Here is a 25,625-nt window from a genome sequence, read left to right as displayed (position 1 = left end):
GGGCGCCGCCGCGCGCTGCGGCGCCCGCACGGCGCTGGTGACCCACGATGCGGCGACCATCGGCGCGATGTCCTGCAACCCGGCGATCGGCGGCCTCGGCAAGGGCCATCTCGTGCGCGAGGTGGATGCCCTCGACGGCCTGATGGGCCGAGTGGCGGATGCGGCCGGCATCCAGTTCAGGCTGCTGAATCGGAGAAAGGGGCCGGCGGTGCGGGGGCCCCGTACCCAGGCCGACCGGAAGCTCTACGCGTCGGCGATGCAGGCGGCGGTCGCCGAGACCGAGAACCTCACGGTGCTCTCGGGCGCCTGTGAGGATCTGACGGTGCAGGACGGCCGCATCGCCGGCATCGTCCTCGGCGATGGGCGGCGCTTCAGTTGTGGCGCGGTGGTGCTGACCACCGGCACGTTCCTGCGCGGGCTGATCCATATCGGCACGGTCCAGATTCCGGCTGGCCGCGTCGGCGAGGCGCCGGCAATTGGGCTGGCGCAGACCCTCGACCGTCTCGGCTTCCGGCTCGGCCGCCTGAAGACCGGTACACCGCCGAGGCTGGATGGCCGCACGATCGACTGGTCGGCCATGGAGATGCAGGAGGCCGACGCCGAGCCTGTGCCGTTCTCTGCGCTGACCGATCGGATCACCAACCCGCAGATTCGCTGCGGCATCACCCGCACGACGCAAGCCGTCCATGACCTGATCCGCGACAACCTGCACCTATCGCCAATGTATTCCGGGGGGATCAGCAGCCGCGGCCCGCGCTACTGCCCCTCGATCGAGGACAAGGTGGTACGCTTTGGTGACCGCGAGGGCCATCAGATCTTCCTGGAGCCGGAGGGGCTCGACGACCCGACGATCTATCCGAACGGCATTTCGACCGCGCTGCCGGAGGCCGTGCAGCATCGGCTCATCGCGCTGGTCCCGGGCTTGGAGGCGGCGCGGATCCTGCGGCCGGGCTACGCCATCGAGTACGATTATGTCGACCCGCGCGAGCTCGATGCCGGGCTTCAAGCCAAGCGCCTGCCGGGCCTGCTGCTCGCCGGCCAGATCAACGGCACCACCGGCTACGAGGAGGCGGCGGGGCAGGGGCTGGTTGCCGGGATCAATGCCGCCCGGATTGCCGGGGGTGCAGCGGTGACGACTTTCGACCGGGCGGAATCCTATCTCGGCGTGATGATCGACGACCTCGTCACCCATGGGGTAAGCGAGCCCTACCGCATGTTCACCTCGCGCTCGGAGTATCGCCTCTCCCTGCGGGTCGACAACGCCGACGAGCGGCTGACCCCGCGTGGGCAGGCGCTTGGCTGCGTTGGGACCCGGCGGGCGGCGCACTTCTCCGCCTCGCAGGCCGAACTCTCGGCCGTGCGGGCTCGGCTCGACGCATTGAGCCTGACGCCGACCCAGGCGCAATGTTACGGCGTCGCGCTCAACCAGGACGGCATCCGCCGCAACGCGTTCCAGCTCCTGTCCTACCCTGATCTCGACTGGCCCCGGCTCGCGGCGGTCTGGCCCGAGCTGAACGCCGTCTCCCCGCGCATCGCCGAACGGCTCCAAACGGACGCCACCTACGCCGTCTACCTCGACCGCCAGAACGCCGACATCGCCGCCTTCCGGCGCGACGAGGCGGTGCGTCTGCCCGTGCGCCTCGATTACGGACGGATCGCCGGGCTCTCCAACGAGATGCGGATCAAGCTCGAGACCGTGCGGCCTGGTACGTTGGGCCAGGCGGCGCGGATCGAAGGTGTCACCCCGGCGGCACTGACGTTGCTGGCGGCGCACGCGCGGCGGGGCGATACGACCGGCGTGGGCGCCTGATGGCAGGCTCGAACGATCGCGACAGCGTCCTCGCCACGGCGGATGTTTCACGTGAAACAGCGCAAAGGCTGGATCTCTACGTGGCTCAGCTGGTGCGCTGGCAGACGATCAAGAACCTCGTCGGGCCGGCGACGCTGGCCGAGGTCTGGACGCGGCACGTCGCCGACGCGCTGCAGCTGCTCGATCTGATGCCGGAGGCGCGCACGTGGCTCGATCTCGGCTCCGGCGCCGGCATTCCAGGGTTGATCCTGGCGATCGCCGGGCCGCAAGGCATCCGTGTGGATTTGGTCGAGAGCAACGCGCGCAAATGCGCCTTCCTCACCGAGGCGGCGCGGGTCACCGGTGCGCCGGTGCGGGTGCACAATGCCCGGATCGAGGCTGTGATCGGCGATCATCGCGGGGTCGACGTGGTCTGCGCCCGGGCGGTCGCGCCCCTCGACCAGCTTCTCGCCTGGACCGAGCCGCTGTTGAAAACGGGCACCACCGGGCTGTTTCCGAAGGGTCGCGAGGCTGCTGCGGAATTGACCGATGCAGCGGCGCGGTGGACAGTCGGTCACGAGCTTGTCCCGAGCCGAACCGAGTCGGCCGCCCGGATCGTCCGCGTCACCGCCCTCGCGTCCAAAAGCTCCTAGATCCGATATCCGTCGCGCATACGCGACGCGCACCGATCCGTCACTCCGAGAGCCCAGGTCAGCCAGGCCCCCATGACAAGCGACGCGATTCCCAATCCTGCGGCCGAGGCTCCGGCGCGGCCGCTCAGGGTGCTGGCGTTGGCCAACCAGAAGGGCGGCGTCGGCAAGACCACGACGGCGATCAACCTCGGCACAGCGCTCGCCGCCATCGGCGAACAGGTGCTGGTGATCGACCTCGACCCGCAGGGGAACGCCTCGACGGGCTTGGGCATCGACCGCCGGGCGCGCCGCGTCTCCACCTACGAGGTGATGGCGGGCGAGGCTTCGCTGGCGCAGGCGGTGGTGCCGACCGCCGTGCCGCGGCTGTCGGTGGCGCCCTCGACCATGGACCTGCTCGGGCTGGAGCTGGAGCTGGCTTCGCTGCCCGACCGAGCGCACCGCCTGCGCAACGTGCTGAAGGGCTTGCGCGACTCGAACGCCACGCGCGACGTCAGCTACGTGCTGATCGATTGCCCGCCCTCGCTGAACCTGCTGACCATCAACGCGCTCGCTGCCGCCGACGCCGTGCTGGTGCCGCTGCAATGCGAGTTCTTCGCGCTGGAGGGCCTGAGTCAGCTACTGCGCACCGTCGAGCAGGTGCGCGGCGCGCTAAACCCGAAGCTGACGATCCAGGGCATCGTGCTAACGATGTTCGATCCGCGCAACAACCTGTCGACGCAGGTGGTGGCGGATGTCCGCGGCTTCATGGGCGAGAAGGTCTACGAGACCATGATCCCCCGCAACGTCCGCGTGTCGGAGGCGCCCTCGCACGGCAAGCCCGTGCTGCTGTACGATCTGAAATGCGCGGGTTCGCAGGCCTACCTGCGGCTCGCCTCTGAGGTGATTCAGCGGGAGGGCCGGGTGCCGGCTGCGGCGTGAGGGAAAGCGCCTGTCCCATCAGGCGACCTTATCCTGAGGCGCCTGCGTGAGCGGGCTTCGAAGGAGAACTCCAGGCGGCGGGCGATCCCTGGAAGTCTCCTTCGCGGGCTCCGCTGCACTCCGCCACCTCAGGATGAGGGGCGTGGGTGGGGTTTTGCGAAGACGAGTACGAAGCGTGCGTAACGGAGTGAATGGGTGAGCGGAATGGCGGACGAGGTGGCACGGCCCCGGCTGGGGCGTGGGCTCGCAGCCCTGATCGGCGATTTCGGCGATGCGGGCAACGATGCGGGCAAGGTGCAGCCCCAGCGCAAGGTCGCTGTCGAGTTCCTACGACCGAACCCCCGCAACCCGCGCCGCAGCTTCAGCGAGGCCGACCTCGACGAGCTCGCCGCCTCGATCCGCATGCGCGGCATCATCCAACCGATCGTGGTGCGGGCACTCGGCGAGGTGCCGGGCACGTTCGAGATCGTGGCCGGCGAGCGCCGCTGGCGCGCCGCCCAGCGCGCCGGGCATGACGAGGTGCCGGTGGTCGTGGTCGAGATCGACGACCGCGCCTCCCTCGAATTCGCTATCCTGGAGAACATCCAGCGCGCCGACCTCAACGCCATCGAGGAGGCCTCGGGCTACGAGCGCCTGATGAGCGAGTTCTCCTACACCCAGCGCGAACTGGCCGAGATCCTGGGCAAGAGCCGTAGCCATCTCGCCAACACCCTGCGCCTGCTCAACCTGCCGGCGAAGGTGCAGGAGCGTCTGGTCGCGGCCGAGATCACCGCCGGCCATGCCCGCGCGCTCCTCGGCGTGCGCGCGCCCGAGCTGGTGGCCAAGCGCATCGTCGAGGAAGGGCTGACGGTGCGCGACGTCGAGGCGATCGCGGCCTCCGAGCAGCAGGCCGACGACGTGCCGCGTCCTGGCCGACCGCGAGGCCTGACCGAGAAGACCGCCGAGGTGCGTTCGCTGGAGAGCCGCCTCGCCCTGGCGCTGGGCCTCGGCGTGACCCTCAAGGCGAAGTCGCCCGAGGCCGGCGAGATCCGCATCCGCTACGGCACTGCTCAGGAGTTCGAGGACCTCTGCCGACGCTTCCAGGTGCCGGACGCCGGCTGACCGCCGAGGCCGGGCGGCTGGATTATCGCGGCGTCCGAATCTTTTGTCTGTGCGTCCGCCTGGACGGCTCTCGCGCGCGCTTGCCTTGAAGCACGCCTGCGTCTCTCCTTAGAAGCCAGCCGCGCCCTCGCGCGGCGGCCGCTCGATTTCGCGCGCCGATCACCGATCTCAAGACTCGCGCCGGGTTCATCCGTCAGGCACTCGACCCGTCCGCACTTATCGGCCGTCTTCGATCGCCACCGCGGACGGCGCAGACCCTTGGCTCCCACGGACATCCCATGCCCCGCCTCCGCACCGCCCTCCTCGCCGCCGGCCTGTTCGCGCTTCCCGGCGCCGGGCTCGCGCAGACGAACCCCCTGCGCGAGGTGCTGAAGCTGAACTGCACCGGCGACTACCTCGAGCATTGCAGCGAGCATCCGCCCGGCGGCCCGGCGGTCGAGGCCTGCTTCCGCGCCAACCTGAAGAAGCTCTCCCCCGACTGCGCGTCGGCGATCACGCGCTACAAGCGCGAGACGAAGGTCAGGCACTGACTTCCCGAGACTCGCTGAGCGGTGAGATCGGAGATGACCGGTGGCCGAGACGATCGAAGACGTGAAGTGCCTGGTGGTGCCGGCCCTCGTGGTGGCCGGAGGCCTCGGACTGGACCGGCTGCCACGCTCACGTGCGCCGTGATGGGCCGCCGGGTCGCGGTAGCCGAATCGACTGCGGGGTGCCCCGAGTTGGTCGCCACGGCGATGTGCATCCCCTCACCCGCACAGGGGAGAGGGAAGAGCGGCGCGCTTGACCGGCCTCGTGCGCACGCCGTCGGCCGATGGCTGTGGGGTCGCATTCTCATCACGCGAGCCGACGTCCACCGCGCTTGAAGATGTTCTAGCGCCGCCGCGCCGCCTGCGTCGCGATCCGCAGCAGAGCGGAGGAGGCGTGGGCGTGGGCCAGCCCCGGATCGGAGCGGCGGCAGGCCAGGATCGCCTCCTGGATGATCTGCACCGCCTGGCGAAGGGCGTTCGGGCTCCAGCGGGCGAGCTGGGTCTCGATGCTGCCCTTGCGCTTGAAGTGCAGGCCGCGCCAACTCGCGACCACCAGGCTCGGCGCCTTGTCGCCCCCCTCGATTCGGACGGCGAGCAGCTGCAGGGCGTGGCGCAGGCCGGAGCCGAGCATCGCCGACGGATCGAGGCCCTCGTGCCGGAAGCGGCGGATGTCGCGCTCCACCACGTCGCCCTGGCCCGCGAAGGCGGCGTCGATCAGGGTGTTGAGCTGGCTGCCGGCGACGTCGCTCACCACCGCCTCGACGTCGTCGAGGCCGACGCTTCCTTTTTCGGCTGCATAGAGCGCGAGCTTCTCGATCTCGGCGAGGCTCGCCCGGCGGTCGCCGCCCAAGCTCTCGGCCAGCAGCGTGCGGGCGTCGCGGTCGATGCGCAGGCCGCGTCCCTCCAGGGTGCGGTCGATCAGGTCGGCGATCGCGCGGGCGTCGTCGGCGTAGCACGGGATCGCCAGCGCCTTGGCCGACTTCTCGCACAGGGTGCGCAAGGGGGCGGCCTTGGCCAGGTCGCCGGCCTCGATCACGATGCGCGTGCCATGGATCTCGCCCTTGAGCAGCGCCTCGACCGCGGGCGCGATCGGGCGGCTCGTCGGCCGCACCCAGATCGCGCGCTTGTCGCCGAACAGCCCGACGGTGCCGGCCTCGTCGACCAGCCGGCCGGGATCGCCGGCGAGTGCGTCGCCGTCGATCCGCACCAGCGCGAACGGGTCGCCCGGATCGGTGACGAAGCCCTCGGCGAGCTGCTTGGCGCGCTCGGCGACGAGCCCGATATCGGGGCCGAACAGCAGGATCACGGGCGTGCGCGGGTCCGGCCCGCGCCGCAGCAGCCCCTCGATCTCACCGGCCTTGACCGCGGTCACGCGAGGTCTCCGGTGCGCCGAGGCGTCCGGGCGGAGCGCTCCGACTGAAGCGACTTCACGGCTTGGCCGAGAGCACCGAGGCGAGGCGGGTCTTGATCTGGTCGGCGAGGACCGAGGCGAGGCGGATCTCGGCGTCGCGGGCGGCGCGCAGGGAGGCGAAGCGCTGCACCGAGCGGTCGTAGGTGGCCGTCGAGGTCGCCACGCCCTCGGTGATGATCTTGGTGCCGTCGAGGTTTTCCAGGCTGTACTTGACCACGCCGACGATGGTGCCGGCCTCGGCGCGGCCCGTGGTGGTCGAGACGATCGGCGTCTGCACCGACTCGCTGCCCTGGAGCTTGAGCCGGTAGCGCTTCGGCCCGGGCTGGCCGGAGCCGTCGAGCGCGAAGATCAGCTCGCTTCGCAGGTAGTGCCCGATGCGCTCCTGGTCGCGCGCCATCGCGATGTCGTCGACCTGGATGCCGGCGAGCAGCGCCGGCAGCGATTCGCCCGACGCCGTCGGCCCGTAGAGCGGGCGGAAGCAGGCCGAGAGGTTCAGCGCCAGGCCCGCGACGCAGGCGAGCCGGGCCGCCCGCATCGCGGCGCGTACCGCCGCGGTCCCGATCGTTGTGTCCGCCATCCGCCTCATCAGCCCGCCACCGTCCGCCACCGTCTGGAGTTCTTTAGCGCGAGCGAACGGCCCGGCGCCACGACCCTACGACGGTTCCCTTACGATTCGTCTGCGGCGGGAGTTGGATGGGCCTTCGGCCCGGGATGTCGACGGCCGCAGCCGCCGACGGGTTTCGGGCCGGCATTCGTCAGGGGCGGTAGCGGGGCGCCGGCTCGGATTGTTGGAAGCCAGACGCCAGCACGCCGCGGGCGCGCTCCAGCGCCTCCCAGGCCGACAGGTCGTGGATCGCTGGGATCGTCACCTCTTCCTTGCGGTCGAACCCGACCAGGGCGGCGTCGACCAGGGCGTCGACGTCCATGACGCCGGGAATCCGGTTCACGTCGGCGCCGGCATGCTCCCACAGCTCCGTCCGGGTGGCGGCCGGCACCACGGCCTAGACGTAGACGCCCCGCGGGCCGACCTCGGCGGCCAGGCCGCGCGAGAAGGTCAGCAGGTAGGACTTGGTCGCGGAATAGATGCCGGGAACAGGTCCGGGATGAAGGCCAGGGCCGAGGCGATGTTGACGATGGCGCCCGCGCCGCGCGCGGCCATGCCGGTGGCGGCGACCGAAGCCAGCATCGTCGGAGCCGTGACGTTGAGCCTGAGCAGGCGGTCCATCGCCGCGAGGTCGGCCCCGACGACGCCTCCGGGCAGGGTCGAGCCCGCGTTGTTCACCAGGATGTCGATCGCGGCGCCAGTCCGAAGGCGTTCGGCGACCGCCTCGAGGGCCGAGGCGTCGGTGAGGTCGGCCGTGAGCGCCGCGATGTCGGCGTCGTCGGCGATCTCCCACAGCGCCACGCCGTAGCTACCCGCCGGGTCGATCACCGGGCCGTGGGCGACGATCAGGCGCTGCTCGCGCAAGTCCGCCTGCCATTCGCCGTGCTGCTGGAACAGCGCCTTCTCATGCTCGGTGATGGTGGGCAGGAAGTCGTCGCGGGGCGGCACCCACTTCGTCAGGTAGGCCTTCATTGCGTCTCTCCTCGTCGGGTGTTTCGAGATCGATCAGGCCATCTTCCGCAGGACGTTGACGAACCTGCGCGAGAAGCCGGTGAAGGGCGGGTAGACCATCGAGGCGCCGGAGAAGCGCGACTGCACGAAGACCGGCTTCTCCTTGGAGAAGGTCTTGAAGCCGTACTCGCCGTGGTAGTGGCCCATGCCGGAGGCGCTGACGCGGCCGAAGGGCAGCTTCTCCTGGAGGTAGTGGGCCATCGCGTCGTTGATGCAGACGCCGCCGGAGATCGTCTGGGCGAGCACCGTCTTCTGCTTGGCGCGGTCGTTGCCGAACCAGTAGAGCGCCAGCGGCCGGTCGCGCGCATGGATGAAGGCCAGCGCCGCCTCCAGGGTGTCGGCGGTGACGATGGGGGCAGGATCGGCCCGAAGATCTCCTCCTGCATCACCGCCATCGCGGGCGTCGCGTCGAGGATCAGCGTCGGGGCGATGGTGCGTCGGTCGTCGCCCGCCGACCCGACGGTGACCACCGTCGCGCCCTTGATGCGGGCGTCCTCGATCGGGCCGCGCAGGCGGTCGGCATGGCGGTCGCTGACGATGGTGTTGTCGTCGGCGTTGCCCGCGACCGTGGGGTATTGCCTGGCGATCGCCGCCTTCATCGCCTCGACGAAACCGGACTGGATGGCGCGCGGCATCAGGGCGTAGTCGGGCGCGATGCAAGTCTGGCCGGCGTAGAGGAACTTCGAGAACGTCAGGCGCTCGGCGGTCTTCGTCAGGTCGGCCGACGGATCGATGATCGTCGGCGACTTGCCGCCCAGCTCCAACGTCACCGGCGTCAGGTTGCGCGCGGCCGCCTCTGCGACCTTGCGGCCGACCGGCGTCGAGCCGGTGAACAGCAGGTGGTCGAAGGGGAGCGCCGAGAAGGCGCTGGCGACCTCGGCGCCGCCCGTCACGACCGCGACCTCGTCGGCGTCGAAGTACTCGGCGACCTTGGCCTTGAGCAGGGCGCTCAGGCGGGGCGTCAGCTCGGACGGCTTGATCAGGGCGCGGTTGCCGGCGGCGGGCGCCGCGACGAGGGGGCGAGGGCGAGCTGGAGCGGGTAGTTCCAGGGCGCGATGATGCCGACGACGCCGAGCGGCTGGGGGATCACCTTCGCGGTGCCGGGACGCCACGGCATCTCGACGCCGACGCTGCGGGGCTTCGACCAGCGCGCGAGGCGTTTGCGCGCGTGCCGCACCGCGGCGATCACCGGGGTGATCTCGGCCATGACCGTGACGAGGTCCGGACCGGTGCCGAAGTCCGCCGAGATCGCGGCGGCGAACGCGGCGCCGTGCTGGTTCAGCATCGCCTCGACGCGGTTCAGCCGGTCGACGCGGATCGAGCGCGGCGGGTTCATGTTGAGGAGGAACGCCGCCTTCTGCGCGGCGATCAGACGTCCGGCCTCCGCTGCGGCACCGGGAGGGGTTGAGTTCTACGCCGGGTCGGTCGTTAGTGTCTCTATGTTGATGGCGCCAACATATGGGGTAAGTTGGCGGCGTCAACATGAGTGGCGGACTATTTCGGGACCGATGCGGATGGCGGAACGGCGGGGACCGGGAAAAGGCTCGGCCTATCACCACGGCGACCTGAAGACGGCGCTGCGCGTCGAGGCCGAGCGCATCCTGGTCGAGCGCGGCATCGCCGAGGTCGGGTTGCGCGAGGTGGCGCGGGCGCTGGGCGTCTCGCACAATGCGCCCTACCGGCATTTCCCGAACCGGGAGGCGCTGCTGGCCGAGATCGCGGCGGGCGGATTCCAGCGGCTCGGCGCGCTCTACGAGGAGGCCATCGCCCCGGAGAATCCGACCGCGCGCGTGACCGCGATCGGTCACATGTACCTGCGCTTCGCCCTGGCGGAGCCGGCGGTGTTCCGGCTGATGATGGGCAAGGACCTCGCCAAGCCCCAGTACGTCGAGCTGAAGGCGGCGGCCGACGGGGTGTTCGCGATGGTGCGGGCCGGGGTGCTGACGGCCGGCGTGCCCGAGCCCGCCGTCGCCGAGACGCTGGCGCTGTGGTCGATAGTGCACGGGATCGCCACCCTGCTGCTCGACGACCGGATCGAGGGGCATGGCGGCTCGATCGATCCGTTCGAGGTCGTGACGACCTTCACCGCGACCTTCATGGTCGGCGTCCGCGCGAACGCGAGCCGCTCGTGACCGGTCGCCGGCGGGTTGGGCGGGCGGAGGGCGCGGGTCACGCTTCGCTCGGACGTGGCAGGGTCAGGGCCGCACCGAGACGCGAGGCGTGAACAGGTGATGGCCGCGACCCGCCTCCTCTCCGCCGACGAATTCGCCGCCTGCTTTTCCGCTCCGATGCGGAACGTGACGGCGACCGCGGAGGCGGTCGTCGATGTCTGGCCCTACGTCGACGCGATCGCGCTGCCGCTGGGACGCGCCACGGAGATCCTCGACGTGACCAGCGTCTACCGCGACGCGGTCGGCCGGTTCGATCAGGTGCTGATCGGGACGGATGTCGGAGACCTGTTCCTGGCCGTCGTCGTGAACCGGGCGGACCACACCATCCACGGCCATCACCTGCTCGATCTCGCCGAGCGGTACGGCGTGCGTCGAACCTGACGCCGGCCGATCGCCGAGATGCGTTCGGCACGCGATACGATGCCGACGGCGCTCGGCGAGCGCCGTCGCGGCCGTGCGATCGTCGCCATCGCTCGTCGTAGCCAGCCTCGACGCGAAGCTTGTAGGGTTGGCGCCATGACCAGGCCCCTCCTCCTTCGCCCCCTACGCAGGACGGCGAGCGACGCCGAAGCGTTCGCCCGCGCCGTCCACGACACGCAGACGGACAAGGCGGGCGATCCCTACGTCACCCACCTCGTGCGCGTCGTCGGCCGAGCCAGCGCGAAGCTCGCCGGCCTCCCCGGCATCCTTTCGAGCGAGACCGTGTGCGAGCTGCTTCAGGTCGCCTGGCTCCACGACGTGATCGAGGACACGCCCTACGACGGCGACCACCTCTTGGCCGAGGGCTTCTCCGAGCGGGTCGTGCACGGCGTCACCACGCTGTCGAACCTTGCGGAGACGCCGTATCCCGACTTCATCGCGGGCATCGTCGCGCATGCCTCGCTGCCGGCCATCCTCGTGAAGCTCTCCGACAACGAGGACAACGCCGACCCGGACCGCTTGGCCAAGCTGGATGCGGCGACCCGGGCCCGGCTCCTGGCCAAGTACGAGCCGTCGATGGCGTCGCTGCGCGCGGCCGCCCGCGCGAAGGGCTGGCAGGATCGCGGATGAGCCTGCGGCGGCGGTGGAACCGTGTCCCGGTCACGCCATCCGCGCCAGGACGTCTTCCTTCCACAACACCCGGTGCAGCACGGACATGACGACATGGCCGAGGACGACCGCCATGAGGACGAAGCCGAGCCAATAGTGGAACAGGTCGCCCGGGATCATCATCCAGGCGATCTTCTCGTCGCGAACCGGCATCAGCGGGATGCCGTAGGGGGAGAACCCCTTGCCTGACCCGTACTGACGCAACAGCGAGATTCCCGGCACGATCACCATCAGCGCGTAGATCAGCGCATGGCCCGCCACCGCCCCCGGCCCGGCCCGGATGCGGGGGGCGCCGACGCAGGTTCCCCAACCCCCAAGCGCCACGCAGCAGCACGAGGACGAACAGGGTGAAGCCCAAGGTGAAGTGGCTGCTCCCGACGAAGCGCGTCAGCACCGTGTCGCCGATGCCGACATAGAGCAGGGCGCCTGTGAACTGCCACGCGAAGAGCGCCGCCATGAGCCAGTGGAATCCACGGCTGACGGGCCCATACCGCTCTGGTGTGTCGAGCCACCGCGCCATCTCAGATCCTTCCGACCCGTGCGACGGTCCGGCTTCGCGAAGGCGATGCACGCATGAGACCGCATCCGCGGCTCTGCGGTCGAGGCGGCGAAACGCCGTACCATCGATCACGCGCGCAGGCACGGGATGGCGTGTCGCGATGCCGACGTCTGTCGGCCTCCGAGACCGGTAACCATTCGTTAACGATCCTGGGCCACGCATGGATCACGAGGGGATGCACGCCGTCCCCTCGTCATTGGGAAGCCCCGCTCCGGTTGCAACCGAACGGGGCTTTTCCATTTCCAGGCTCTGCCGTTGAACGACCGGTCCGAAGCCGGCTGCGATCGCGGCCGAAGCTTTCGCCTCGTCGCCGGTTCGCGCGTCGAGGATTTCGGCCTTCAACGCCATCGCTGCCGAGACCGAAAGCGCGCCCGCGGCCCCGGATCATCGATCCGGATTGGTGGACCAGGCACGGGCACAGCCCCGGTTTGCGGCGGTCGCTCCATCGCTCCGGCAAATGCCCATGCCGGCCCATCGCGGTCATTGAAGAAGTCCGGAGGGTCTGCGCTGCGTTCGAATGAAGGAAGGATTTATGAACCGCATCAACGTTAGCGGTTTGTTATCCCCGTCGGGAGCGTTGCCCAATCCAAACACAACCAAACCCGGCCGGCTGCATTATGCATACGAACCGACGCGAGGATGTCTGCGCCGGGGACTGAGATAGACGCCGTCGAAGTCGAGAGTGTGATGATCCACCAGCTCATTTACTATAGCCGCAATACCGTTCCGGGCGGCGACCGCGCCATGCTGACGAACCTTCGCGACATCGTCTCGGCCTCGCAACGCAACAACTGCCGTGACGGGATCACCGGCTTCCTGATCTTCGACAAGACTTGGTTCATCCAGATCCTCGAGGGGGATCGCGCGCAGGTCGGCGAAACCTACAACCGGATCGCGCGGGACCCTCGGCACACCGGTGCGACCGTCGCGGATGCCCGCAACGTCTCGACGCGCTCGTTCCCGAACTGGACGATGGGCGGCGCGATGCGGACACCGGAGGTCGAGGAGGTCTACCTGCAGCACGGGGTCGGAAGCGCGATCGAGCCGGCCCGTCTCAAGAGCAGCCAGATCATCGCGTTGGCGCTCGACCTTCAGGCGTTCGACCAGGCGCGGCGTCAAGGGATGCGCCTCGCGAGCTGAAGGCGACGGGCACCCGCTCGGGGCGGCCCGCGCGCCGTCGAGGCCGGAAGCCTTGCGGTGGGCCGAACAGGCATCGCGACGAACGCTGCCGGTGCTGTGGCGCCTCCGGCATCGCCGAATTCGATGGGACGTTGCGTAACGTCACGCTCGATTAAACCTGTCGTCGTATCCCACAGGAAAGCACCCTCGCCCGAGCGGGCTGCACACGGGCTTCAGGGGACTTATGTCGGACACACAGCGCGAGGCGTTGCGCCAACAGGCGCTCGCCGAGATCGACCTCCTCGACACGCCGCCCGAGCGCGAGTTCGACGCCCTCGCCAAGCTCGCCCAACGCATGCTCGGGACCGGCATGTCCTCGATCACCCTAGTCGCCCCGGAGCGGCAGTGGTTCAAGGCGCGCTGCGGGCCCCTGGCGGCCGAGACCCAGCGAGCCCAGGCGTTCTGCCCCATCGTGTTCGAAACCGAAGCGCCACTGATCGTCGCCGACACCACCCTCGACCCGCGCTTCGCGACGAGCCTGTTCGTCACGCGCGCACCGCACATCCGCTACTACGCCGGCGTTCCGGTCCGCGTCCGGCGCCCCGACGGCGAAAGGGTCACGGTCGGGACGCTCTGCGTCCTCGACGAGCAGCCCCGCGCGCCGACGCCTGCCGACCTCGACATCCTCACCGAGCTGGCCTGCGTCGCCGAAGCCCTGATCGAAGCCCGGACCCTCGCCGTCCGCGCCGCGGAGGTGGCCGATGAGCACCGGATGGCGGTCGAACGCCTGGAACGCGAGCGTCGCCAGTTCAAACGGGCCGAGCGCATGGCCGACATGGGATCGTACCGCTACGACATCGAGAAGCGGTCCCTGTCCTGGTCGGACGGCGTCTTCGCCATCCACGAGCTGCCCGTCGGCGGCGCCGAGCCGGACGGCGACGGCATGGACGCCTTCCCCGAGCCCGATCGCACGGCGTTCAGGGCCGCGGTGATGCGCACCCTGGACACCGGCGAGCCGTTCGAGCTCGAGGCCGACCTCGTGACCGCGAAGGGAAACATCCGGCGCGTGCGATGCTCCTGCGAGATCGAGCTGGCCAAGGGCAAGCCCGCCGCCCTCATCGGCTTGATCCAGAACATCACCGAGCGGCACGGGCTGGAGACGCGGCTCCGCCACCAGGCCCGCACCGACGACCTGACGCAGCTGGCCAACAGGGCCGAGTTCCACCGCGTCCTCGATGCGCGGCTGCACGAGGCGCGGGCCGCCGACGGCGACGTCGGCGTCCTCCTGATCGATCTCGACGGCTTCAAGGGCGTGAACGACGCCCTCGGGCATGCGGCGGGCGACGCCGTGCTGCGCCGCGTCGCCGAGCGCCTGCGAAAAGCCGGCTACGAGCGGTATTTTCCGGCGCGCCTGGGTGGCGACGAATTCGCCGTCGTCGTCCCCCAGAACCTCGCTCGCGCGGACCTGGACCGGATGGTGCGGCGCCTCCTGCACGACCTCGAGATCGTCGTGGACGGACAGGGCCACATCGCCCGCGTGACGGGAACGGTCGGCATCGCGTGGTCCAGCGAAGCGTCGCACGACCGCGACGCCGTCCTGCGCCACGCCGACGCGGCGCTCTACGCGGCCAAGCGCACGCGCAAGGGCACGGCGCAGACGTATCGGGTAAAGCCGGATTCGCGGCAGGTCGCCTGAGCGCGGTCCCGGCCTCGCGGCCGCTCTGCGTCGGCGCCTACCAGCGGTAGATCAGGCTGGCGATGACCTGGCGCGGCTGGCCGCGGTAGCAGAAGCCCGCCTGGCAGCTCTGGTCGTTGCGGTCGAGCAGGTTGGTGACGTTGGCCTGGAACCGCATGCCCGCGAGCCGCGGGTCGAGCTTGGTGAAGTCGTAGCCGGCCACGGCGTCGAACAGCGTCACGGTGGAGTTCCGGAAGGTGCCCGGCACGTCGTTGGCCGGGCTGGTTCCGGCGAAGCGCACGCCGCCGCCGAAGCTGAGGCCGAAGAGGTCGAAGCCCGGCGGGATCGCGTAGGTCGCGAACGCCTTCACCGCGTTGGCCGGGATGCCGGACAGGGCGAGCCCCACCGTGTCCGGGCTGCCGGGGCTCTTGGTGGTGCGGATGTCGACGTGGCTGTAGGCGGCGGTGACGTTGAAGCCGGGACCGAAATTGGCCACCGCCTCGATCTCGGCGCCGCGCGAGCGCACCTCTCACACCGCCGCCTGGAAGATCAGCGGCGACACCGGGTCGGGGCGCAGCACGTTGGTCTGCCGGATGTCGAATACGGTGGTGTTCAGGAAGACGCTGGTGCCCGGCACGTTGAACTTGATGCCGCCCTCGACCTGCTCGCCCTGGGTCGGCGCGAAGGACGCGTTGTTGCGGCCGAGGCCGAGCTGCCGCGCGAACGAGGTCGCGTAGCTCACGTAGGGGACGAACTGGTCGGTGAGGAGATAGCTCGCGGCGGCGCGGCCGGTGAAGGCGTTCCGGTCGTCCTTGAAGGTGGTCGCCATCGACGGCACGTCGACGCGCGAGGCGACGGTGTCGTGGCGCCCGGTCAGCGTGAGGATCAGGCGGCCGATCCTGGCCTGGTCCTGGACGTAGGTGCCGACCTGCTCCTGGATCGTCCGCGACGCGACGACGACGGACGGCTCGGCAATGAACTGCGCCTCGTAATTCGGGCGGACTAGGCCGGCATGGGCGACCTCGAGCACGCTGCGGTTGCAGCGAATGGACCCATGCACACCAGATCTAGAACTCGAGGCCCGGGCCGTTCACCGCCTCGGACTCGCGGGCGCAGAAGGCTTGGTCCGGCGCCTTGCGCTCGCCCGCGAGCACCTTGGAAAGCTCGACCCGCGCCCGTTCGAAGTCGGCGCGGAAGCCGGCGTCGCCCACCAGCGCGGCGAAGATCACCGAGCCGTTGGTGCGCCCGGCGGCGACGTCGCTCATCCAGTGCACGCCGCAGACGACGCGGCTCTCGCCGTAGGCCCGGCCGCGGGCGAGGATCGCGGTGGCCTTCTCGGGCACCAGGGCGGCCATGATCAGGGCGTAGGCCCAGCCTTGCGTGGCGTGGCCGGACGGGTAGCTGAAGCTGTCGGCGAGCGCCTGGGTCCGCTGCACGCAGATCGGCGCCTCGTTGCCGACGAAGGGGCGCAGGCGCCGGTAATGCACCTTCGGCCCGCGGGTGCCGGCGGCGATGTCGAGGCGCGCGCGCTCGAACAGGGTGATCACCGCCGGCACGCGGGCTTGGTCGACGCGGGTGCCGAGCACGCAGGCGAAGGTTTCCAGGATCGCGGCCGCGCCCTCGGCCACGTCGGTGGCGGCCATCTCCCACCGCGGGGAGCCCTTCATCGCCCGCGTCGCGTTGAAGGCGGCGCGGTCGGCGGCCTCCAGGGTCGAGTGGCTGGCCGGCGGCGCCGGCAGGATCTGGACGGTGTCGGGAACGCCCGCGCCGGTCAGGTACGGCTTGTGCGCCGGCTTGTCGGGCCGCACCGGGTCGGCGGCGACGGAGGGCGCCGCCGGGGCCGGCGTCTGGGCGGTGGTCTCGGCCTGGGCCACGGATGCGAGGAGCGCAAAGAGCGCCAGGGCAGTCGGGAAACGCGGCATCGGGTCCGTCCTCCGGGGCGGGCGAGGCCCAAGCCTTAACGCCTCGACCCTGAACGGGATACGACGGCGGCGCGACTTTTCCGGTCGGGACCCGGGCAAGTGCCGACGGGAGCGGGGAATTCGGGGGGCGGGCCGATCGACCCCCCTCTCCCCGCAGGCGGGGAGAGGCCCGCAGGCACCTCGTCGTGCCTGCGGGAAGCGGAGGCGAAGCCGAAGCGACGGTGAGGGGGAGGTGCCGGACGAGGCTCCTCCGTTGGCACCCCCTCACCTTCGGCTGCCGCCTCGCTTCGCCGACGACGAGGTCGGCCAAGCCCTCTCCCCGCACGCGGGGCGAGGGGATGCGCGCTGGCCGCCGGGGGCGGACACGCGCCGCTCTGACCAACGTCCGGAAAGAGGAACGATGCCCCCCCCTCAAAACCCCGTCGGCGCTCGCAGATGCCACGCCGTCGCGCCCTGGAAGGCCTGCCCGATGCGCAACGCCATGGCCTCGTCGTAGCCGCGGCAGACGATCTGCAGGGAGAGCGGCAGGCCGTCTTGTGAGAAGCCGTTCGGCAGGCTGAGGCCGCAGAGGTCGAGCAGGTTGGCGAAGCGGGTGAAGCGGGACGGCATGTGCAATTCGTCGACCTCCGCCAGCGGCACCGCCGCGGTCTCGGTGGTCGGCGTCAGGATCGCGTCGACGCCCTCCCAGGCGAGCGCGAGGTCGCGCTTGAGGGCGTCGCGGCGCTGGAGCGTCGCGAGGTAGTCCTGGGCCGACAGGCTGCGGCCGCCGAGGATGCGCGCGCGCACCGCGTCGCCGAGCGGGGCGGCCGCGTCCTCGGCGAGCGCGCCGTTGACGAAGTAGGCCTCGGCGTTGGTGATCCCGCTCATCGCCACGAGGTCGGAAAACCGGAACGGCAGCGCCAGGTCGACGACCTCCGCGCCGAGCCCGGACAGCACTTCGAGGGCGGTGTCGTAGGCGGAAAGCATCTCGGCCGAGCAGCCCGCGCGCTCGGCCTCCGGCATCCGCGCGAGGCGCAGGCCGCGTACGCCGCGGTCCAGGGTCGGGAACGGGTCGGCGGTCAGGATGCCGCGGGTCGCGGGATCGAGCGGGTCGGGTCCGGAGATCGCCGCGTAGAGCAGGGCGGCGTCGGCGACGCTGCGGGCGAGCGGGCCGGGGGTGTCCAGCGTCGCGCTGAGCGGCACGATGCCATGGGTCGAGACCCGGCCGACGGTGACCTTCAGGCCGGTCAACCCGCAGAACGCCGCCGGCAGGCGCACCGAGCCGCCGGTGTCGGTGCCGATGCCCCAGGGCGCCATCCGCGCGGCCACCGCGACGCCGGTGCCGCTACTCGAGCCGCCGGGGGTGCGCGGGGTTTCGAGGTCCCACGGGTTCCACGGGGTGCCGAGGTGCTGGTTGGTGCCCCAGCCGCCATAGGCGAACTCGACGGTGTGGGTCTTGCCGAGCACGATCATCCCCTGCGCGATCAGGCGCCGGGCGATGGTGGCGGTGCGGGCGGCACGCCGCGCCCGGTGGGCGGCCGAGCCGCCCATGGTGATGCGGCCCTCGATGTCGATCAGGTCCTTCAGTGCGATCGGCACCCCGTGCAGCGGGCCGACCGAATGGCCGGAGCGGATCGCCCGGTCGGCGCCCTCCGCCGCCAGCCGCGCGTCGTCGGCGAAGACCTCGGTGAAGGCTTGGAGCTTCGGCTCGCGGGCGTCGATGCGCGCGAGCATCGCCTCCACGGCCTCGACCGGCGACACCGTTTTGCCGGCAATGCGTTTGGCGAGCTCAGACGCCGAAAGGTCGGCGAGGTCGTCGCCCGTATCCGTCATGATGGCTGACACCGTCGTCCTCTTCGTCGTCTTGCACTGCAGGAGGCGCGCGTTTCCCTGGACGGGTGGAGCGGGAGCGGAACCCGATCCGGGGTCCAGCATGATCACGTCGCGAAGCGTCCGAATGTCTCGCCGCGCCGGGTATCGAGCCGCTGACGCGGCACTTTCGTTCGCTGGATCCCGGATCACCCTCCGCTGGCGCTGCGGGCGTCCGGGACAACGGCACCGCGTCGTTCGAAATCCCTACGGCATGCTCACCAGCGTCAAGTCGACGAACCAGCTCTGCGGCGAGACGAACCCCTTCACCTTCGGGCTCATGCCGCGGGGGTTGAGGTCGTGGACGACGTAGAGCCAGGGCGGGTCGTCCACCAGGCGCTCGTGCGCGGCCTTGGTGGCGGCCGAGATCTCGGCCGGGTCGCTCGATTCGGCGAGCGTCTTCAGGGCCTTGTCGAAGGTCGCGTCGGTCCAGTTCGGGAAGTTGAAGCCGTTCGGGGGAAAGCGGTCGGCCGCGAAATAGCGCACCATCACGCCGGCATCCGATGTCGGCGAGGAGACGTTGAGGGCGTTCGAGCCCTGGAGGCTCGCCGCGTCGGGCAGCGCGCGGCTGGAATTCAGCAGGATCTGCCACTCGACCACGTTGAACGACACGTCGACGTCGCAGGCCTGCTTGAGGTTTTCCTGCATGAACTCGTTCATCGGCATCGGCGACATCTGCCCCGAGCCCGAGGCCGAGATCATGATCTTCAGCGACAAAGGCTTCTTGGCGGTGTAGCCGGCCTCGGCGAGCAGCGCCTTGCCCTTCTTCGGATCGAAGACGTAGCGGTTCTTCGGGGTGCCGAAATCCGGGTTGCCGTCGTTGAACCAGCCGCTGGCTGCCTCCGCCGTGCCGTTGAGGAAGCTGACCACCGCGGCACGGTCGACGCAGTAGTTCAGCGCCTGGCGCACGCGCACGTCCTTAACCGGGCTGTTCGTCGCGCCGACGTTGAAGATCCACGGCCAGACATGCGGGTAGACGCCGGTGGTGACGACAAAGCCCGCGGCCTTGAGCGACGGGATCGCATCGGGGGCCGGCACCTCGATCCAGTCGACCTGGCCCGCGCGCAACGCCGCGATCCGGGCGTTCGCCTCGGGGATCGGCATCAGGCGGATCTTGTCGACCTTCGCCATCCGGGATTTATCCCAGTAGCCGTCGTTGCGGGCGAGATCCGCCGATTCCCGCGGGGTCACCTTGGTGAGCTTGAACGGCCCGGTGCCGGCCGCCGGCACCGCCTGCACCTTGGCCCAGTCGCGGCCGGCCTTCTCGAACGATTGCGGCGAGGTGAACAGCAGGTACACCGCCATGTAGGGGAAGTACGAGGCCACCTGCGTGGTGGTGATCTGGATCGTGCGCGCGTCGAGCTTCTTGTAGCTGCCCATGATCGGGACCCGGGCGCGGGAGATGCCCGCGCCCTGCGCTTCGAATTGCGGGCTGTCGTTCTTGAAGTACCGGTCGAGGTTCCAGATCACCGCGTCGGCATCGAACGGTTCGCCGTCGTGGAAGCGCACGCCGTCGCGCAGGTGGAAGGTCCAGACCCGCTTGTCCTCGGCGGATTGCTCCCAGGCGGTGGCGAGCGCCGGCATCAGACCAGCCGGCTTGTCGGTGCGGGTCAGGTCCCACTGCACCAGCCCCTCGAAGATCGGATAGCCGAGGAAGCGCATGCCCTCGAAGCCGTTGTTGGGCATGCCGGTCGCGGTGGGCACGTCGGTCGCGGTCATCGCGATGCGCAGGACGCTCTCGGCCGACGCCGGCGGGGCGGCGAGCGCGGTGGTCAGCGTGACGGCGGCGAGCGTTCGGCCGATCATCGTGGGGCTTCTCATGCGGTGGGCGGGAAGATCCCGGCACGGGCAAGTCCCGCGCCAACGCCCGGGTGCCGACGGGACCGCATCCTCGATCGCAGGTTGCGATGCGCGTGCCGCGCGGTGTTGCGCCCAGGCCTTGCGCCGCCCTATTCCGCGGCGCCACGATGGCGCCTCCGGGCCGTGCGGCGCCGGACGGCGAGACGAGGGAAGAGCGCGTTGGCAGAGACGATGAACGGCGCCGAGAGCCTGGTCCGCACCCTGGTCGCCGGGGGCGTCGAGGTCTGCTTCACCAATCCCGGCACCTCCGAGATGCATTTCGTGGCGGCGCTCGACCGGGTCGAGGGCATGGCCTGCGTGCTGTTCCTGTTCGAGGGCGGCGCGACGGGGGCCGCCGACGGCTACGCCCGCATGGCCGACAAGCCGGCCTCGACCCTGCTCCATCTCGGCCCGGGCCTCGCCAACGGACTGGCCAACCTCCACAACGCCCGCCGCGCCCGCTCGCCGATCGTCAACATCGTCGGCGAGCACGCCACCTATCACCGCATCCACGACGCGCCGCTCACCTCCGACATCGAGGGCTTCGCCCGGCCGGTCTCGGCCTGGCTGCGCATGGGCACGACCGCGGAGGCCATCGCCGCCGACGGCGCCGACGCGATCGCCGCGGCGCGGACCGCGCCGGGGCGGATCGCGACGCTGATCCTGCCGGCCGACACCGCCTGGAACCCGGGCACCGGCGTCGCCCCCGTGCCCGCCATCCCCGAGCGTGCGCGGGCCGGCGACGACGCGCTGAAGCGCGCGGTCGCGGCCTTGGCCTCGGGCGCGCCGGTGGTGCTGCACCTCTCCGACCGGGCGGTGCGCGGCGAGGGCCGCCGCATCGCCGCGCGCATCGCGGACAAGACCGGCGCGACGCTGCTGGCCATGGCCGCCAACGCCCGCATCGACCGCGGCGCCGGCACGGTGCCGATCGAGCGCCTGCCCTACCCGATCGACGCCGCGATCGAGACGCTGGCGCCCTTCCGCCACGTCATCCTCGTCGGCGCGACGCCGCCGGTCGGGTTCTTCGCCTATCCCGGCAAGCCGAGCCTGCTCAGCGCGCCCGACGCCGAGACCATCGTCCTGGCCCACCCGGAGGAGGATCAGATCGAGGCGCTGGAGCGGCTTGCCGAGGCCGTCGGCGCGTCGGCGGAGGTCGCGCCGGACCGCATGGCGCCGTCCGCCGGGCAGCGGCCGGAGCTGCCGACCTCCGGCGCGCTCGCCGACGCCGCCATCGGCCAGGTGCTCGGCGCGCTGATCCCCGAGGGTGCGATCGTCTGCGACGAATCGATCACCACCGGGCGCAACTTCTTCGGGCAGACGCATGCGGCTGCGCCCCACAGCTGGCTCCAACTCGGCGGCGGCGCGATCGGGCTGGGTATCCCGATGGCGACGGGGGCCGCGGTCGCCTGCCCCGATCGCAAGGTGATCTCCCTGCAGGCCGACGGCAGCGCGCTCTACACCGCCCAGGCGCTCTGGACCCAGGCGCGCGAACGCCTCGACGTGGTGACGCTGATCTGGTCGAACCGCTCCTACGCGATCCTGCGCCACGAGCTCACCAACGTCGGCGCCACCAACCCCGGCCCGAAGGCGATCGGCATGCTGACCCTCGACGACCCGGCGATCGACTGGGTCAGCCTCGCCAAAGGGTTTGGCGTGGAGGCCCGCCGGGTCGAGAACTTAGCCGACTTCGTAGACGTGTTCCGCGTGTCGTTGGGCCGCCGCGGGCCGTTCCTGATCGAGGTGGCTTTGTGACCCTGAGACCGACCCGGGTGGATCATCCGAAGAGATGCGCGGCCCCCTCTCCCGTTCGGAATGGGGGGCCGCGCCGGCTTTACCACTCTCAAGGATGCGCGAAGACGCCCGAACGTAGCGAGGCGCGCGCGTGACCACCTTCCCCCTCCCGGGCCTGTCCGCGCCCGCCGAGATCCGGATAGACCGGCACGGCGTGCCGCATATCCGCGCCGCGAGCGCCGACGACGCCTTTCGCGTCCAGGGGTTCAACGCGGCCCGCGACCGGCTGTGGCAGCTCGACCTGTGGCGCAAGCGTGGGCTCGGGCTGCTCGCCGCCGACTTCGGGCCCGGCTACCTCGCGCAGGACCGTGCGGCGCGGCTGTTCCTGTATCGCGGCGACATGGCGGCCGAGTGGGCGGCCTACGGGCATCCGCGCATGAGGACCATCGTCGAGGCCTTCGTCGCCGGCCTGAACGCCTACGTCGCCCTGACGGAGGCGCGGCCCGACCTGCTGCCGCCGGAATTTTCCGCCATGGAGACGCGCCCGAACCGGTGGGCGCCCGAGGACGTGGTCCGCATCCGTAGCCATGCGCTGGTGCGCAACGTGCCCTCCGAGGTCGCCCGCGCCCGGGTGCTAGCCAGGGCCGACGCCGAGACCGACGCGCTGCGCAAGGGTCTCAGCCCACCGCATGCGACGATGCCGCTCGGCGACCTCGACCCGGCGCGGTGGCCGGACGACCTCCTCGACGTGCTCCGCCTCGCCACCGCGCCGGTGGGGTTCGACCCGGCACGGCTGGCCGCCACCCGCGACGCGGCCTGGGCTTGGACTCACGTCGACGCGCACGGGAAGGTCGGCCGCCAGCGGGCCGCGGACGCGCCCGAGCCGCCGGGGGATGGCTCGAACAACTGGGCGGTGGCGCCGTCCCGCACCGCCACCGGGCGGCCGATCCTGGCGAGCGACCCGCACCGCGCCTACGCGCTGCCGTCGCTGCGCTACGTCGTCCACCTCACCGCGCCCGGCCTCGACGTGATCGGGGCCGGCGAGCCGGCGCTGCCCGGCATCAGCATCGGCCACAACGGGACCGCCGCCTTCGGGCTGACCATCGCGCCCTTCGACCAGGAGGACCTGTTCGTCCTCGCCCTCGACCCCGACGACCCGGACCGGTTCCGGTTCGAGGGCGGCTTCGCGCCGATCACCCGCCTGCGCGAGCGCATCCCCGTGCGAGGCGGCGCCGACGAGGAGGTCACCCTCGGCTTCACCCGCCACGGCCCGGTGATCTGCGAGGACGCCGCGACACAGACCGCCTTCGCCGTCCGCACGGTCTGGTCCGAGCCCGGGGCCGCCGCCTACCTCGCCAGCCTCGGCTATCTCGACGCGGCGACGCCGGAGGCCTTCGGCGCGGCCCTGCGGCATTGGTCGGCGCCCACCGTCAACCAGGTCTACGCCGACGTGAACGGACGGATCGCGTGGTTCACCGCCGGCAAGGCGCCGATCCGCCCGAACTGGGACGGCCTGCTGCCGGTACCGGGCGACGGGCGCTACGCCTGGGCCGGGTTCCACGAGGCCGCCGCCCTGCCGAGCCGGATCGATCCCGAGGCCGGCTTCGTCTACTCGGCCAACGAGATGAACCTGCCGGAGGATTACCCGGCGGAGGCGCGCAAACTCGGGTTCGAGTGGCACGAGCCGTGGCGGGCGCGCCGCATTCGCACGGTGCTGGCGCACCAGCCCGAGCACGCGCTCGCCGACTCGCAGGCGCTCCAGGGCGACGACGTCTCCGAGCCGGCTCTGCGGCTCGCGCACCTCGCCGCGACGCTCGCCGCCCCAGCGGAGGCGGAGGCCCGCCTCGGTGCCGCCCTGCTCGAGACCTTCGACGGGCACCTGCACGCGGCCTCGGGCGCCGCCGCCCTGGTCGAGGTGTTCTGGGTGCACCACCTGTGCCCGGCCCTGCTCCAGGCCCTCGTCCCCGACCCGGACACCCGCCGCCTGCTGCCGCCGGGTGACGCGCAAGCCCTGCTCGACCGCCTGGAAGACCCGCGCCCGCCCCTCGACCGGGCCGAGCGTGACGCCCTGGTGGAGCGGACGCTGGCGGCGGCGTGGCGGGATTGCGCCGCCCGCCTCGGCTCCGATCCGGCGACCTGGGCCTGGGGCCGCCTGCACCACGCCCGGTTCACGCACCCGCTCGCCGCGACGGGTTTTGTGGGACCCGACATCCCGCCTTTGCCGATGGGCGGTTCGGGGGCCTGCGTGATGCACGCCGAATACGATCCCGAGACCTTCCGGATGACGCACGGCGCCTCGTTCCGGATGGTGCTCGACGTCGGCGATTGGGATGCCGGCCTGTTCGTCAACGCCCCCGGCCAGTCGGGCCACCCGGACAGCCCGCACGCCGCCGACCACGCCGAACCCTGGTCCCGGCGGGGCTACCGCCCGCTGCTCTATTCCCGCTCCGCCATCGACGCCGCGACGGAGACGGTGATCACGCTGCTGCCGGGCGCGGCCGATGGTTCATCCGCCCCCTCGCCCTCATCCTGAGGGGCCGGGTCGGGGACATCGTGGAGATGTTGGGTTTCGGCAGCGTCGCTCAGGCGACCGCCGGCGTCCAGCGGCGCAGGGCGAGGTGCGTCGGGAGGAACAGCAGGGTCGGCAGGCCGACCACGAGGCCCGCGAGCCACGCCCAGGCCGGCATCCAGGTCTGCGCCGTGCGGTCGCTCATGCCCCAGACGTAGTTGATGTTGACCGGCGTCAGGCCGGCATCGGGGTTCGGCGGCGGCATCAGGAAGAAGCACACCAGCAGGGTGACGACCGCGAGCGAGGTCCAGGTCGGCAGGGCGCGGCGGTCGTAGCCCAGCCGGCCGACCAGGTAGATCAGCAGGAACGGCAGCCAGCCATGGAAGCCCGACAGGCCGCGCAGGAATAGGGATGTGCTGCCATCGAACATGTAGGCGGTCATCCCGGTGATCGGCCGGCCGACGGCGGTGCCGGCGAAGTCGAGCACCCACAGCAGCTGCGGCGCGACGAGGCCGACCGCGCACATCGCCACCAGCAGTGCGCTCTCCAACCAGATCCCGGCCAAGGCGATCAGCAGCGACTGGTCGCAGAAATACAGGAAGTTCGTCGGCCCGTAGAACCACAGGTAGGTCGGCACGAGGATGGCCACGAAGGCGGTGTAGGCGACCTTCACCGGCATCGGGATGCGCCGGCGCGGCGCGGGCGTGCTCGTTTGGAGGTCGGACATCGGATCGTCTCGGCTGGCGAAAGAGTGGGGCGCGAAGGGATCTGCGACCCGTGCGGCCCGGCCGTGGGCCGCGCGGGTCGAGCAAAGCGTCGGTCCGTGTCCCGTCAGTCCTTGCCGACCGACATCAGCAGGCGCTCGGTCTTGGCGTCCTCGATGCGGTTCACCATGCGGCGGCCCTCGTGCACGTCGCGCACCGTCTTCGTCGCGGTGATGCAGGACTGGACCAGCATGACCACGCCCATGGCGAGGTAGCCCTTGATCCAGATGTCCACCGGCAGGAACAGGATTCCGCAGGCCACCATCGCGGCCGAGCCGAGGAACGCGGCATAGGTGAAGGTGACCCAGGCGCCGGAATGCTGCGTGGTCTCGTTGTTCATGACACTCTCCTGAGGATGGGCTGGGGGAGGGGGATGGGCTTGGGG

The 25,625-nt window shown here is 70.8% G+C and carries 24 protein-coding genes and 4 pseudogenes; 13 read left to right on the top strand and 15 right to left on the bottom strand.

Annotated elements, in window-relative coordinates; genetic code table 11:
• The 5 genes from mnmG to FV229_RS14020 all read left to right on the top strand — a co-directional run.
• Nucleotides 1-1,810: tRNA uridine-5-carboxymethylaminomethyl(34) synthesis enzyme MnmG (gene mnmG / locus FV229_RS14040; protein WP_147752575.1), on the top strand; the 1,810-nt coding region annotated here is incomplete at its 5' end.
• On the top strand, nucleotides 1,810-2,442 hold the full coding sequence (rsmG, locus tag FV229_RS14035) for a 16S rRNA (guanine(527)-N(7))-methyltransferase RsmG (RefSeq protein ID WP_147752574.1): 633 nt from the start codon (nucleotides 1,810-1,812) through the stop codon (nucleotides 2,440-2,442). The genes mnmG and rsmG, both read left to right, overlap by 1 nt.
• 72 nt (nucleotides 2,443-2,514) lie before the next feature.
• Complete coding sequence (locus FV229_RS14030) at nucleotides 2,515-3,360, top strand: ParA family protein (RefSeq protein ID WP_147752573.1); 846 nt, start codon at nucleotides 2,515-2,517, stop codon at nucleotides 3,358-3,360.
• 204 nt (nucleotides 3,361-3,564) lie between these two features.
• The gene (locus tag FV229_RS14025; RefSeq protein ID WP_147752578.1) at nucleotides 3,565-4,461 is read left to right on the top strand and encodes a ParB/RepB/Spo0J family partition protein; all 897 of its coding nucleotides are present in this window, start codon (nucleotides 3,565-3,567) and stop codon (nucleotides 4,459-4,461) included.
• 278 nt (nucleotides 4,462-4,739) lie between these two features.
• Nucleotides 4,740-4,991 carry a hypothetical protein gene (locus FV229_RS14020; RefSeq protein ID WP_147752572.1) on the top strand — a complete coding sequence of 84 codons (252 nt, stop codon included), beginning with the start codon at nucleotides 4,740-4,742 and terminating at the stop codon, nucleotides 4,989-4,991.
• Nucleotides 4,992-5,331: 340 nt separating this feature from the next.
• Here FV229_RS14020 and holA read toward each other — a convergent pair whose 3' ends face one another.
• The 7 genes and pseudogenes from holA to FV229_RS28435 form a co-directional block, all read right to left on the bottom strand.
• Complete coding sequence (gene holA, locus FV229_RS14015; protein ID WP_147752571.1) at nucleotides 5,332-6,360, bottom strand: DNA polymerase III subunit delta; 1,029 nt, start codon at nucleotides 6,358-6,360, stop codon at nucleotides 5,332-5,334.
• Between the two features lie 55 nt (nucleotides 6,361-6,415).
• Nucleotides 6,416-6,976, bottom strand: a complete 561-nt coding sequence (lptE, locus tag FV229_RS14010) for an LPS assembly lipoprotein LptE (protein WP_147752570.1) — start codon at nucleotides 6,974-6,976, stop codon at nucleotides 6,416-6,418.
• A gap of 178 nt (nucleotides 6,977-7,154) precedes the next feature.
• Nucleotides 7,155-7,394, bottom strand: coding sequence for a hypothetical protein (locus FV229_RS28100; protein WP_246688192.1), 240 nt, complete (start codon nucleotides 7,392-7,394; stop codon nucleotides 7,155-7,157).
• Between the two features lie 59 nt (nucleotides 7,395-7,453).
• Nucleotides 7,454-7,975: an SDR family NAD(P)-dependent oxidoreductase gene (locus FV229_RS28095; RefSeq protein WP_246685374.1), complete on the bottom strand. Its 522-nt coding sequence runs from the start codon at nucleotides 7,973-7,975 to the stop codon at nucleotides 7,454-7,456.
• A gap of 33 nt (nucleotides 7,976-8,008) precedes the next feature.
• The gene (locus FV229_RS28445; protein WP_281406718.1) at nucleotides 8,009-8,326 is read right to left on the bottom strand and encodes an aldehyde dehydrogenase family protein; all 318 of its coding nucleotides are present in this window, start codon (nucleotides 8,324-8,326) and stop codon (nucleotides 8,009-8,011) included.
• A gap of 104 nt (nucleotides 8,327-8,430) precedes the next feature.
• Nucleotides 8,431-8,979 (bottom strand): annotated as a pseudogene (locus FV229_RS28440) (aldehyde dehydrogenase family protein); the annotation flags it as partial.
• Between the two features lie 14 nt (nucleotides 8,980-8,993).
• Complete coding sequence (locus FV229_RS28435; protein ID WP_281406717.1) at nucleotides 8,994-9,350, bottom strand: aldehyde dehydrogenase family protein; 357 nt, start codon at nucleotides 9,348-9,350, stop codon at nucleotides 8,994-8,996.
• A 178-nt stretch (nucleotides 9,351-9,528) separates the two neighbouring features.
• Between FV229_RS28435 and FV229_RS13995 the strand changes: the two genes are divergently transcribed.
• The 3 genes from FV229_RS13995 (at nucleotide 9,529) to FV229_RS13985 (ending at nucleotide 11,235) form a co-directional block, all read left to right on the top strand.
• Nucleotides 9,529-10,146, top strand: a complete 618-nt coding sequence (locus FV229_RS13995; protein ID WP_187275146.1) for a TetR/AcrR family transcriptional regulator — start codon at nucleotides 9,529-9,531, stop codon at nucleotides 10,144-10,146.
• Between the two features lie 99 nt (nucleotides 10,147-10,245).
• Nucleotides 10,246-10,566, top strand: coding sequence for a hypothetical protein (locus FV229_RS13990; RefSeq protein ID WP_147752568.1), 321 nt, complete (start codon nucleotides 10,246-10,248; stop codon nucleotides 10,564-10,566).
• 135 nt (nucleotides 10,567-10,701) lie between these two features.
• Nucleotides 10,702-11,235, top strand: a complete 534-nt coding sequence (locus FV229_RS13985; RefSeq protein ID WP_147752567.1) for a metal-dependent phosphohydrolase — start codon at nucleotides 10,702-10,704, stop codon at nucleotides 11,233-11,235.
• Between the two features lie 30 nt (nucleotides 11,236-11,265).
• Here FV229_RS13985 and FV229_RS13980 read toward each other — a convergent pair.
• Together FV229_RS13980 and FV229_RS13975 are read right to left on the bottom strand one after the other, a co-directional pair.
• Nucleotides 11,266-11,731 (bottom strand): annotated as a pseudogene (locus FV229_RS13980) (cytochrome b/b6 domain-containing protein).
• Nucleotides 11,732-11,998: 267 nt separating this feature from the next.
• Nucleotides 11,999-12,181, bottom strand: a complete 183-nt coding sequence (locus FV229_RS13975; protein ID WP_147752566.1) for a hypothetical protein — start codon at nucleotides 12,179-12,181, stop codon at nucleotides 11,999-12,001.
• 339 nt (nucleotides 12,182-12,520) lie between these two features.
• On the opposite strand from FV229_RS13975, the gene FV229_RS13970 reads away from it, so the two are divergent.
• Complete coding sequence (locus tag FV229_RS13970; protein WP_147752565.1) at nucleotides 12,521-12,973, top strand: BLUF domain-containing protein; 453 nt, start codon at nucleotides 12,521-12,523, stop codon at nucleotides 12,971-12,973.
• A gap of 223 nt (nucleotides 12,974-13,196) precedes the next feature.
• The gene (locus FV229_RS13965; RefSeq protein WP_147752564.1) at nucleotides 13,197-14,648 is read left to right on the top strand and encodes a diguanylate cyclase; all 1,452 of its coding nucleotides are present in this window, start codon (nucleotides 13,197-13,199) and stop codon (nucleotides 14,646-14,648) included.
• A 37-nt stretch (nucleotides 14,649-14,685) separates the two neighbouring features.
• Here FV229_RS13965 and FV229_RS13960 read toward each other — a convergent pair.
• Both FV229_RS13960 and FV229_RS13955 read right to left on the bottom strand, forming a co-directional pair.
• Nucleotides 14,686-15,657 (bottom strand): annotated as a pseudogene (locus FV229_RS13960) (TonB-dependent receptor).
• A gap of 37 nt (nucleotides 15,658-15,694) precedes the next feature.
• Nucleotides 15,695-16,549 (bottom strand): phosphatase PAP2 family protein, encoded by an 855-nt coding sequence (locus FV229_RS13955; RefSeq protein ID WP_147752563.1) that lies wholly within the window; start codon nucleotides 16,547-16,549, stop codon nucleotides 15,695-15,697.
• 146 nt (nucleotides 16,550-16,695) lie between these two features.
• Here FV229_RS13955 and FV229_RS28090 point away from each other — a divergent pair.
• Nucleotides 16,696-16,907, top strand: a pseudogene (locus FV229_RS28090) (hypothetical protein); the annotation flags it as partial.
• A 53-nt stretch (nucleotides 16,908-16,960) separates the two neighbouring features.
• Here FV229_RS28090 and FV229_RS13950 read toward each other — a convergent pair.
• Both FV229_RS13950 and FV229_RS13945 read right to left on the bottom strand, forming a co-directional pair.
• On the bottom strand, nucleotides 16,961-18,373 hold the full coding sequence (locus tag FV229_RS13950) for an amidase (protein ID WP_246688191.1): 1,413 nt from the start codon (nucleotides 18,371-18,373) through the stop codon (nucleotides 16,961-16,963).
• 231 nt (nucleotides 18,374-18,604) lie between these two features.
• A complete protein-coding gene (locus FV229_RS13945; protein WP_147752562.1) occupies nucleotides 18,605-20,203 on the bottom strand; it encodes an ABC transporter substrate-binding protein in 1,599 nt (532 codons plus the stop codon).
• Between the two features lie 225 nt (nucleotides 20,204-20,428).
• On the opposite strand from FV229_RS13945, the gene FV229_RS13940 reads away from it, so the two are divergent.
• Both FV229_RS13940 and FV229_RS13935 read left to right on the top strand, forming a co-directional pair.
• Nucleotides 20,429-21,988, top strand: coding sequence for an acetolactate synthase large subunit (locus FV229_RS13940; RefSeq protein WP_147752576.1), 1,560 nt, complete (start codon nucleotides 20,429-20,431; stop codon nucleotides 21,986-21,988).
• A 130-nt stretch (nucleotides 21,989-22,118) separates the two neighbouring features.
• Nucleotides 22,119-24,500, top strand: coding sequence for a penicillin acylase family protein (locus tag FV229_RS13935; RefSeq protein ID WP_147752561.1), 2,382 nt, complete (start codon nucleotides 22,119-22,121; stop codon nucleotides 24,498-24,500).
• Nucleotides 24,501-24,549: 49 nt separating this feature from the next.
• Here FV229_RS13935 and FV229_RS13930 read toward each other — a convergent pair whose 3' ends face one another.
• Together FV229_RS13930 and FV229_RS13925 are read right to left on the bottom strand one after the other, a co-directional pair.
• On the bottom strand, nucleotides 24,550-25,203 hold the full coding sequence (locus FV229_RS13930; RefSeq protein ID WP_147752560.1) for a hypothetical protein: 654 nt from the start codon (nucleotides 25,201-25,203) through the stop codon (nucleotides 24,550-24,552).
• Nucleotides 25,204-25,307: 104 nt separating this feature from the next.
• Complete coding sequence (locus FV229_RS13925; protein ID WP_147729665.1) at nucleotides 25,308-25,580, bottom strand: YiaA/YiaB family inner membrane protein; 273 nt, start codon at nucleotides 25,578-25,580, stop codon at nucleotides 25,308-25,310.
• Between the last annotated feature and the right edge of the window lie 45 nt (nucleotides 25,581-25,625).

Source organism: Methylobacterium sp. WL120 (assembly GCF_008039465.1).
GTDB lineage: Bacteria > Pseudomonadota > Alphaproteobacteria > Rhizobiales > Beijerinckiaceae > Methylobacterium > Methylobacterium cerastii.
The sequence above is the reverse complement of the archived record's forward strand: the minus strand, read 5'-3'. Positions and strand labels throughout refer to the sequence as shown.